General features: G+C 69.6%; 9 protein-coding genes and 1 pseudogene. 3 read left to right on the top strand and 7 right to left on the bottom strand.

Features of this window, described 5'->3' with window-relative positions; genetic code table 11:
• Positions 1-320: 320 nt before the first annotated feature.
• The 3 genes and pseudogenes from AC2VNT_RS03255 to AC2VNT_RS03245 all read right to left on the bottom strand — a co-directional run.
• Positions 321-425 (bottom strand): annotated as a pseudogene (locus AC2VNT_RS03255) (molybdate ABC transporter permease subunit); the annotation flags it as partial.
• Positions 426-515: 90 nt separating this feature from the next.
• Positions 516-1,538 (bottom strand): sulfate ABC transporter substrate-binding protein, encoded by a 1,023-nt coding sequence (locus AC2VNT_RS03250; protein ID WP_486945490.1) that lies wholly within the window; start codon positions 1,536-1,538, stop codon positions 516-518.
• Positions 1,539-1,826: 288 nt separating this feature from the next.
• A complete protein-coding gene (locus AC2VNT_RS03245; RefSeq protein ID WP_486945492.1) occupies positions 1,827-2,018 on the bottom strand; it encodes a hypothetical protein in 192 nt (63 codons plus the stop codon).
• 133 nt (positions 2,019-2,151) lie between these two features.
• On the opposite strand from AC2VNT_RS03245, the gene AC2VNT_RS03240 reads away from it, so the two are divergent.
• Positions 2,152-4,218 carry a glycoside hydrolase family 15 protein gene (locus tag AC2VNT_RS03240; protein ID WP_486945489.1) on the top strand — a complete coding sequence of 689 codons (2,067 nt, stop codon included), beginning with the start codon at positions 2,152-2,154 and terminating at the stop codon, positions 4,216-4,218.
• Between the two features lie 10 nt (positions 4,219-4,228).
• Here AC2VNT_RS03240 and AC2VNT_RS03235 read toward each other — a convergent pair whose 3' ends face one another.
• The 3 genes from AC2VNT_RS03235 to lepA are packed head-to-tail and all read right to left on the bottom strand — an operon-like array spanning position 4,229 to position 7,603.
• Complete coding sequence (locus AC2VNT_RS03235; RefSeq protein ID WP_486945488.1) at positions 4,229-4,957, bottom strand: sensor domain-containing protein; 729 nt, start codon at positions 4,955-4,957, stop codon at positions 4,229-4,231.
• Between the two features lie 41 nt (positions 4,958-4,998).
• Complete coding sequence (locus tag AC2VNT_RS03230; RefSeq protein ID WP_486945487.1) at positions 4,999-5,730, bottom strand: sensor domain-containing protein; 732 nt, start codon at positions 5,728-5,730, stop codon at positions 4,999-5,001.
• 22 nt (positions 5,731-5,752) lie between these two features.
• Complete coding sequence (gene lepA, locus AC2VNT_RS03225; protein ID WP_486945491.1) at positions 5,753-7,603, bottom strand: translation elongation factor 4; 1,851 nt, start codon at positions 7,601-7,603, stop codon at positions 5,753-5,755.
• Between the two features lie 163 nt (positions 7,604-7,766).
• On the opposite strand from lepA, the gene AC2VNT_RS03220 reads away from it, so the two are divergent.
• The gene (locus AC2VNT_RS03220; RefSeq protein ID WP_486945486.1) at positions 7,767-8,348 is read left to right on the top strand and encodes a type II toxin-antitoxin system PemK/MazF family toxin; all 582 of its coding nucleotides are present in this window, start codon (positions 7,767-7,769) and stop codon (positions 8,346-8,348) included.
• 57 nt (positions 8,349-8,405) lie between these two features.
• On the opposite strand, the gene AC2VNT_RS03215 is transcribed toward AC2VNT_RS03220, so the two are convergent.
• Entirely contained in the window at positions 8,406-8,837 is a 432-nt protein-coding gene (locus tag AC2VNT_RS03215) for a CBS domain-containing protein (RefSeq protein ID WP_486945485.1), read from the bottom strand.
• Positions 8,838-8,962: 125 nt separating this feature from the next.
• Between AC2VNT_RS03215 and AC2VNT_RS03210 the strand changes: the two genes are divergently transcribed.
• Positions 8,963-9,409, top strand: a complete 447-nt coding sequence (locus AC2VNT_RS03210; RefSeq protein ID WP_486945484.1) for a hypothetical protein — start codon at positions 8,963-8,965, stop codon at positions 9,407-9,409.
• Positions 9,410-9,544 lie beyond the last annotated feature (135 nt).

Here is a 9,544-nt window from a genome sequence, read left to right as displayed (position 1 = left end):
CGTATCACGGCAACTACCAGTCGTCAGCCAGGACAACGACTTCGACGCACTCGACGGGGTAGCCGGACTGGCCGTCATCAAGGTGTGAGTGTCCGCCGGTGCGGACCCTCATCCCCGCAGGCGAATCGCCTCGCCGTCCTGGACCAGGCCGGCGGTGAACTCGCCGGCCGGCGTGACGGTGCTGGAGACGTCCGCCAGCGCGCCGTCCGGGTCGGTGAGCAGCAGCTGCCGCTGCCCGTAGAACAGATCACGCGGCGCGGCGACGATTCGACGACCGCGCGCAGCACGCCGACCGCCTGCGCGGTGGCGTCGTGGCCGGGCGCGATCAGCAGGCCGAAGACCAAGTTGAGCACGGTGACCGCGGCGGAGATGGTCAGCGTCACCCGGAACGAGTCCAGCGCGGCGTGCGAGCTGATCGCCAGCCAGCCACCGCACCGCCGCACCGACCCGCAGCGAGGTGCTCTGCGGCCCGGCCGGCGCCGCCTCCGACCGGCGTTCCGGGGTCAGGACCGCGGTCATCCGGTCGCCCGGGTGTAGATCTTGGTGATACGGCCGGCGTTCTTGTCGAACAGCTGCGCGTCGGCCACCGCCCATCCGTCCAAGTCGGCAATCGTCCACAGCTTCTCGGGGGCCGGGAACTGCGCCGCGAATTCGGCGGCCACCGCCGGGTCGACCGGCCGGAAGCCGGCCTGCGCCCACAGCTGCTGGGCGACCGGCGTGTACTGGAAGTTCTTGAACGCCGTCGCCGCGTCGAGGTGCCTGCTGGCGCTCAGCACCGCCACCGGGTTGTCGATCCGGAAGGTCTGCGGCGGCGTGACGTGCTCGACCGGTCTGCCCTTGCGTTCCACGGCGATCGCCTCGTTCTCGTAACTGATCAGCACGTCGCCGCTGCCCTGGATGAACACGTCGGTGGCCTCCCGGCCGGAGCCGGGCCGCAGGGTGACGTGGTCGCCGACGAGTTTCGCGATGAAGTCCAGACCGGCCTGCGGATTTGTCCCGCCGCCGCTTTTCGCCGCGTACGGCGCCAGCAGGTTCCACTTCGCCGAGCCGGAGCTGAGCGGACTCGGGGTGATCACCTCCACGCCGGGCCGCAGTAGGTCGTCCCAGTCGTGGATGTGCTTCGGATTGCCCTGGCGCACCACCAGGGTCACCACCGAACCGAACGGGATGCCCTTGGTGGCATCCTTGTTCCAGTCCGGCGACACCTTGCCGGCCTCCACCAGCCGGGTGATGTCGGGCTCCACCGAGAAGTTCACCACGTCGGCCGGTTTGCCGGCGGCGACCGCCCGCGACTGGTCACCGGAGGCCCCGTAGGAGGTGATCACCTTGACGTCCTTGCCGGCGTCGGTCTCGGTGAACGCCGGAATCACCGCGGCCCAGCCGGGCTCCGGCACCGCGTAGGCGACCAAGGCGATGCCGGTCTGCCCGCCGCTTCGTCCCGCACCGCCGACGACGTCGCTGGGGCCGCCGCCGCAGCCGGCGACGGTCCCGGCCGAGAGGGCCAGCAACGCAATCACACGCGCGGCGGTGGTGAGCATCGGTGACCTTTCGGTGCGGATTCCAGGCTGACGGGGAGATCCGTCGCGAAAAACGGGACGCTCGGCGGCTTTCTACCAGACGATGCGTGACCGGGGCGCGACGGCGGCGAACTCAGCGACAACAGCGCAGGTCAGCGCGGGCCGACGGGTGGCACGGCCGGTCACCCGATGCGGTACGCACGCCGGGAAGCCTAACAGAACGACGACGCCGTCAGCGGGTGAGCAGCCAGCTGACGATCACCAGCGCGATCAGGATCACCAGCACCAACGTCACCCGTGATCGCGGCATCACGACGCCCCATCGTCGTGCCGGTCGCGGTGGATCAGCCGGATGCCGATACCCAGCAACTCATCCAGTGACACCGCCAGGCCGTACGCCATCGCCAGCACCACCGGCATCACCACCGCGGTCTGCACCACGAAACCACGTCCGGACAGCCACAATTCGACGCCGTCCCACCAGTTCAGGAAGCCGACCAAGCCACCCACTCCACCCCGACAGCCTATCCGGCGCCGGCCGGAACCGGCACCTCGGGCACGACATCGTGACAACGGCTGTGGGACACGCCCGGCGGCATTGGACGTTCGACAGGCCGACGGCGATGATGACGGAATGGCTGTCTACACCCCGCCCTCCGGCGAGACGTCCGACGAGGATCTGGAGACCCCGGAGGCCGCAGAGAATCGAGCGGCCGCCGACACCACAGCCGGGCAACCCAGCAGTCTCGGCCCGCTGTCGGTGACGGCGCCGGTGCCCTACGGCGCGACACCGCAGCCACGCAACCCGTTCCCGCCGATCGCCGACTACGCGTTCCTCTCCGACTGCGAGAACACCTGCCTGATCTCCCCGGCCGGTTCGGTGGAGTGGATGTGCTTGCCGCGGCCGGACTCGCCCAGCGTGTTCGGCGCCGTCCTGGACCGCACCGCCGGCCACTTCCGGCTGGGGCCCTACGGGGTGTCGGTGCCGCCGGCGCGGCGCTACCTGCCCGGCAGCCTGATTCTGGAGACCACCTGGCAGACCCACACCGGCTGGCTGATCGTGCGGGATGCGCTGGTGATGGGGCCGTGGCACGACATCGAGGCGCGGTCGGCCACACACCGTCGCACCCCGACGGACTGGGACGCCGAGCACATCCTGCTGCGCAGCGCGCGATGCGTCAGCGGGACGGTCGAGTTGGCGATGAGCTGCGAGCCGGCGTTCGACTATCACCGGTCCGGCGCCGTCTGGGAGTACTCGTCGAACGCCTACGGCGAGGCGGTCGCCCGCGCAAAACACAACCCGGACGACCATCCGACGCTGCGGCTCACCACCAACCTGCGGATCGGCCTCGAGGGCGGTGAGGCGCGCGCCCGCACCCGGCTCAAAGAAGGCGACAACGTGTTCGTCGCGCTGAGTTGGTCGGCGCACCCGGCACCGCAGAGCTACGAGGAGGCCGCCGCCAAGCTGTGGAACACCGCCGAATGCTGGCGGCAGTGGATCAACATCGGCGACTTCCCCGACCACCCGTGGCGGGCGTACCTGCAGCGCAGCGCGCTGACCCTGAAAGGGCTGACCTACTCCCCGACCGGAGCGCTGCTGGCCGCGTCCACCACCTCGCTGCCGGAGACACCGCAGGGGGATCGCAACTGGGATTACCGCTACGCGTGGGTCCGCGACTCGACGTTCGCGCTGTGGGGTCTCTACACCCTGGGGCTGGACCGAGAGGCCGACGACTTCTTCGCGTTCATCGCCGACGTCTCCGGGGCCAACAACGACGAGCCGCACCCGCTGCAGGTGATGTACGGCGTCGGCGGCGAGCGCGAACTGGTCGAAGAGGAGCTCGATCACCTCTCCGGGTACGACAACGCGCACCCGGTGCGGGTCGGCAACGGCGCCTACGACCAGAGCCAGCACGACATCTGGGGCACCATGCTCGATTCGGTCTACCTGCACGCCCGAAGCCGCGAGCAGATTCCCGAGACGCTGTGGCCCGTGCTCAAACAGCAGGTGGACGAGGCGATCGCGCACTGGCGCGAACCCGACCGCGGCATCTGGGAGGTGCGCGGCGAGCCCAAGCACTTCACCTCGTCGAAGATCATGTGCTGGGTGGCGCTGGATCGTGGGTCGAAGCTGGCCGACCTGCACGGCGAACGCGGATACGCCCAGCAGTGGCGGGCGATCGCCGAGGAGATCAAGGCCGACGTGCTCACCCACGGGGTGAACTCGCGCGGCGTCTTCACCCAGAGCTACGGCAGCGACGTGCTGGACGCCTCGCTGCTGCAGACGGTGCTCACCCGGTTCCTGCCGCCGGACGACCCGCGGGTGCGCGCCACGGTGCTGGCCATCGCCGACGAACTGACCGAGGACGGCCTGGTGCTGCGCTACCGCGTCGACGAGACCGACGACGGCCTCGCCGGTGAGGAGGGCAGCTTCACCATCTGCTCGTTCTGGCTGGTGTCGGCGCTGGTGGAGATCGGCGAGGTCAGCCGCGCCAAGCACCTGTGCGAGCGGCTGCTGTCGTTCGCCAGCCCGCTGCACCTGTACGCCGAGGAGATCGAGCCGCGCACTGGACGGCACCTGGGCAACTTCCCGCAGGCGTTCACCCACCTGGCGTTGATCAATGCGGTGGTGCACGTGATCCGCGCCGAGGATGAGTCGGACAGCTCCGGCGGGTTCCAGCCGGCGAACGCACCGGTGTAGCTGCGGCCTCTCAGCCGGGGACGCCCAGCCGGTCGATCTTGTCCATCATCGCCCGGGCGACCCCGGGAGCGCTGTCTTCGGTCGGCCGATCATCGGCGCCGAAGAAGACCTGGACGTCGACCAGGCAGTTGCCCTGCACGCCCAGGGCACGCCGGGACCACATGCCGAGGGTTCGATCGCCGATACGGACGGTGGCGTGCGCGGTCGCGGCGAGCACCGAGTCGGCGGCCGCGACGTCGGAGACCGCGATGGTGACGGGGTCGGACCGATTGTCGCGGGTGATGGTGGCGCCGCCGCATCCGCTCCACTGCCCGGAGAACGTTTCGAACGCCGACCGGGCGTCGGCGGTGGTGGGCAGGGCGACGACCGCCTCGCCGACCGCCGAGACCTCGGCGGTGCCGATCGCCCGGTTCCGCCAGGACTCCCAGGCGGTCTCTTGCACCTGCAGGGACCGGTAGACGTTCCGCGGCGCGACCGCCGCGACCCCGACGCAGTCGTGCGGCACCGCCGACGCCCAGCTGTCGGTGAGCTCGTCGATACCGCCGAAGCGCGGCGGCGACTTCGGGTTGCTCTCGAAGGTGGTGTGGAACATCTCGGAGAGCTCCGCGTCGTCGAGCAGCGCCTGCCGCACCGACTTCCCGATGACCGGGGTGGGAATCAGGTCCGGACCGGGGCGGACCCGACCGGCCACGATCTGGGCGCAGCCGCTGACCAGCGCCAAACCCAGCGCCAGCGCCACCAGCGGCCCGCTGGCCCTCGTCCGCGTCCACGCCGTTGCGGTCAGGTCAGCTCGCTGACGGTGTCCAGCATCTGCCGGGTGATGTCGGTCAGCCGGTCTTCGTCGGTCGCCGTCTTCTTCCCGTACAACGCGATATCGACTTCGACCAGGCAGTTCGCCCGCACACCGAGCGCGTGCAGGTGATCGATGGTGGGGCCGGCGTCGGAGAACTCGACCGAGACCACGCCGGAGACCACGGAGTCGGCCAACCGCACGTCACGGATCGTGCTGATGAACCTGCCGTTGGCGACACTCACCGGCGTCCCGCTGCAGCCCCGCCAGCGTTGGCTGAATGCGTCAAACAGCGTTCCCGCCGCGGCGACGGTGGGCTGCGCCGCGACCCCCAGGTCGACGTTGATCACCGCCGGGTCGAGGTCGTCGGGCGTGGAGTTCCACCAGCTGCGGGTGGCGATGGTGTCGGTCTCGGTGTCCTGGTAGGCCTGGCGCGGCATCAGTCTGCTGGCAGCCAGGCAGTCGGCCGGCGACCCGGGCACCTTCTGCAGCTCGCCGACACCGCCGAAGCGCGGCCGGAACTCGGCTTTGGCCTCGAACGACTGGCCGAACACGTCGGAGAGTGCGACGCCGTCCGGCAGCACCTCTTTGACGGCCTCGCCGGTGACCGGCCGCGGTTGCAGGCCCGGCGCGGGCTTGGTCGTCCCGTCGACAATCCGGGTGCAGCCGAGCACCAGCAGCCCCGGCAGCAGCGCGGCCAGCACCCGGCCGGCCCACCTCACCGGCGGCCCACTTCTTGGCTGCTCACTTCTTGGCCTTGTCGACACCGGCGGCCCCGGCCTCGGTGGAGAGCGCGGCGACGAACGCCTCCTGGGGCACGTCGACCCGACCGATGGTCTTCATCCGCTTCTTGCCCTCCTTCTGCTTCTCCAGCAGCTTGCGTTTGCGGGTGATGTCACCGCCGTAGCACTTGGAGAGCACGTCCTTGCGGATCGCCCGGATGTTTTCCCGGGCAATGATTTTCGAGCCGATCGCGGCCTGCACCGGCACTTCGAACTGCTGACGCGGGATCAGCTCCTTGAGCTTTCCGGTCATCTTCTGACCGTAAGCCAGCGCGGCGTCGCGGTGCACGATCGCGCTGAACGCGTCGACGGCCTCACCCTGCAGCAGGATGTCCACCTTGACCAGGTCGGCCTGCTGCTCGCCGGCGTCCTCGTAGTCCAGGCTGGCGTAGCCGCGGGTGCGCGACTTCAGCGCGTCGAAGAAGTCGAAGATGATCTCGCCCAGCGGCAGGGTGTAGCGCAGCTCGACCCGCTCCGGGGAGAGGTAGTCCATCCCGCCGAGCTCGCCGCGCCGCGACTGGCAGAGCTCCATGATGGTGCCGATGAACTCGCTGGGGGCGATGACGGTGGTCTTGACCACCGGCTCGTAGACGGCGCCGACCTTGCCTTCCGGCCAGTCCGACGGGTTGGTGACGACCACCTCCGACCCGTCCTCCCGGGTCACCCGGTAGACCACGTTCGGCGAGGTGGAGATCAGGTCCAGGTCGAACTCGCGTTCCAGCCGCTCCCGGGTGATCTCCATGTGCAGCAGGCCCAGGAAGCCGCAGCGGAACCCGAAACCCAGCGCCACCGAGGTCTCCGGCTCGTAGGTCAGCGCGGCGTCGTTGAGCCGCAGCTTGTCCAGCGCGTCCCGCAGGGTCGGGTAGTCCGACCCGTCCACCGGGTAGAGCCCGGAGTAGACCATCGGCTTGGGTTCGCGGTAGCCGGTGAGCGCCTCGGTGGCACCGTGGCGGGCGGTGGTGACGGTGTCGCCGACCTTGGACTGGCGGACGTCCTTCACCCCGGTGATCAGGTAGCCGACCTCGCCGACGCCGAGCCCTTTGGTGGGTTTGGGCTCGGGTGAGACGATGCCCACCTCCAGCAGCTCGTGGGTGGCGCCGGTGGACATCATCGCGATCTTCTCCCGCGGGGTGATCGCCCCGTCGACCACCCGCACGTAGGTGACCACGCCGCGGTAGATGTCGTAGACCGAGTCGAAGATCATCGCGCGGGTGGGCGCGTCGGCGTCGCCGGTGGGCGGTGGCACCTGTTTGACCACTTCGTCGAGGAGCTGGGCCACCCCTTCCCCGGTCTTGCCGGAGACCTTCAGCACGTCGGACGGCTCGCAGCCGATGATGTGGGCCAGCTCGGCGGCGTAGCGTTCCGGGTCGGCCGCGGGCAGGTCGATCTTGTTCAGCACCGGGATGATCACCAGGTCGCGATCCAGCGCCAGGTACAGGTTGGCCAGGGTCTGCGCCTCGATGCCCTGGGCGGCATCGACCAGCAGGATCGCCCCCTCGCAGGCCTCCAGCGCGCGGGACACCTCATAGGTGAAGTCGACGTGGCCGGGGGTGTCGATCAGGTGCAAGACGTACTCGTCATCGCCGATTTTCCAGGGCAGCCGGACGTTCTGCGCCTTGATGGTGATGCCGCGTTCTCGCTCGATGTCCATCCGGTCCAGGTACTGCGCGCGCATCGACCGCTCGTCGACGACACCGGTGAGCTGCAGCATCCGGTCGGCCAGCGTGGACTTGCCGTGGTCGATGTGGGCGATGATGCAGAAGTTCCGAATCTGCGCCGGCGCGGTGAACGTCTGGTCGGCGAAACTGCTGATGGGATCTCCTGCGGGGACTGCGGCGTGACGGGTGGCGCTTACCCAGTCAGGGTAGCCAGACGGCGGCCGGGTGGCCCAATCGAACAGCAGAAACGCCGCGTCGTATCGCCGGGACGCCGCCGGCCGCCCCTCACGGCGGACCGAATCTCACTATGCTGCGAGCATGGCTTCCCCGCGGAAGGGCCAGTGGGAGACGATGCAGGACTTCGTCGAGAAACTGGTCTTCGACGACGCGCCGAAGTTCGTCCAGCAGGTCGTCGAACGCGGCATCGAGCAGGGCATCCGGGTCGGCCTGGACCTGCTCACCGGCGCATCCGCGGCGCCGGCGGCGATCTCCGCGGGCCGGCCGGTCACCAGCATCAGCGCCCCCACGGCGGATCGGGCCCGCCAGCTGGTGTACGCGCCCGACCTGGCCGGCCGCGCCGATCCCGGTGAGATCGTCTGGACCTGGGTGGTCCACGGCAACGACCCCGATCGCGGCGAGGACCGGCCGGTGCTGGTCGTCGGGCGCGACCACGGCACCCTGCTGGGCCTGATGGTCTGCGCCCGGCAGGGCCGCGACGCGCGCAACTGGGTCGGCATCGGCTCCGGCAGCTGGGACGAGAGCGGCGCACCGAGCTGGGTGCAGCTGGACCGGGTGCTCGACGTGCCGGAGGAGGGGATCCGCCGGCAGGGCGCGATCCTGGACCGAGCCGCGTTCGAGGCGGTGGCCGCCCGGCTGCGCGTCGACTACTCGTGGAGCTGAGTGCTCTCCCCTGCGGCGACCCGCTACGACCGGCTGGCGCCGGTCTTGCGATCGCCGTCAGCCCTGGGCGATATAGGACCTCAGCTGGGCGTGCTCGGCCTGCAACTCCTCCATCCGGGACTTGACCACGTCGCCGATGCTGACGATCCCGGCCAGCTTGCCGTTCTCCAGCACCGGCACATGCCGCACCCGATGCTCGGTCATCAACACACTGATGTCGTCGACGGTGTCGGCCTTGGTGCAGGTGGCCACCAACGACGTCATGATCGCCGAGACCGGGCGGACCAGCACGCTGGCGCCGTGGGCGTGCAGCTGGCGCACCACGTCACGTTCGGAGACCACACCGTCGACGCCGCCGTTCGCCCCCATCACCACCATGGCGCCGATGTTGTGTTCGGTCAGGCCGGCAACCAACTCGGCAACCGTCGCGTCGGGGCTGATCGTCGTCACCGCCGCGCCCTTGTTGCCCAGCACATCGCCAATCCGCATGCCGCCTCCCGCCGTCGTGATCCGCTCCACATCAGGCTACGTCGATTCGGACTTCGACGCGGCCGGATCGAGCCCAGCCGGCGGGTAGACTCGGTCGGATTCACAGCCCGATAGGAGGCATCCGCGTGCGCATGTCGATCATCTCCGGGGCAACCGCCGTCGTGGCCCTGATCGGCGCCGGGCCGGCCGGTGCCGAACCCCAGATGGACGGGCACTACGTCCGGACCGCGACCAACCGGCTGAACCACCAGACGTTCACCACCTACTGGTTCGCCACCCCGTGCGGGGTCGGCTGCGCATCGGTGGAGGCCTGCGCCACCGACAACCACGAGGGCTGCTCGATCGCCCAGGCGCACCTGGTCAACGGCGAGTGGACGATGAGCCTCCCCGTGACCGTGGTGTGTTCGGATCAGTTCGGGAACCCCAAGGGCGACATCCCCGGCACCGCTCACTACACCTGGGACCCGAACACCCTGGCCGGTGTCAGTGAGACGACACCCGACGGGCCGGGCTGCGCGGGCCGGCTGGCGCCGGGCAGCACCGTCAGCGACTTTCAGCTGCAGCGGTCCTGACCGGCGGCGCCGGCCGAGCCGGGCCGACTCCGGTTCGAGGTGCCTGACCGGAAAATCCCCAGGGTGAGTGGGCAGGCGACAGCTACCCGGCGGAGCTTGCGTAGCCGGGTGTCTTTGGCCGCGTTGTGGTCAGAT

This window comes from Mycobacterium sp. TH-M15, assembly GCF_057473705.1.
The sequence above is the reverse complement of the archived record's forward strand: the minus strand, read 5'-3'. Positions and strand labels throughout refer to the sequence as shown.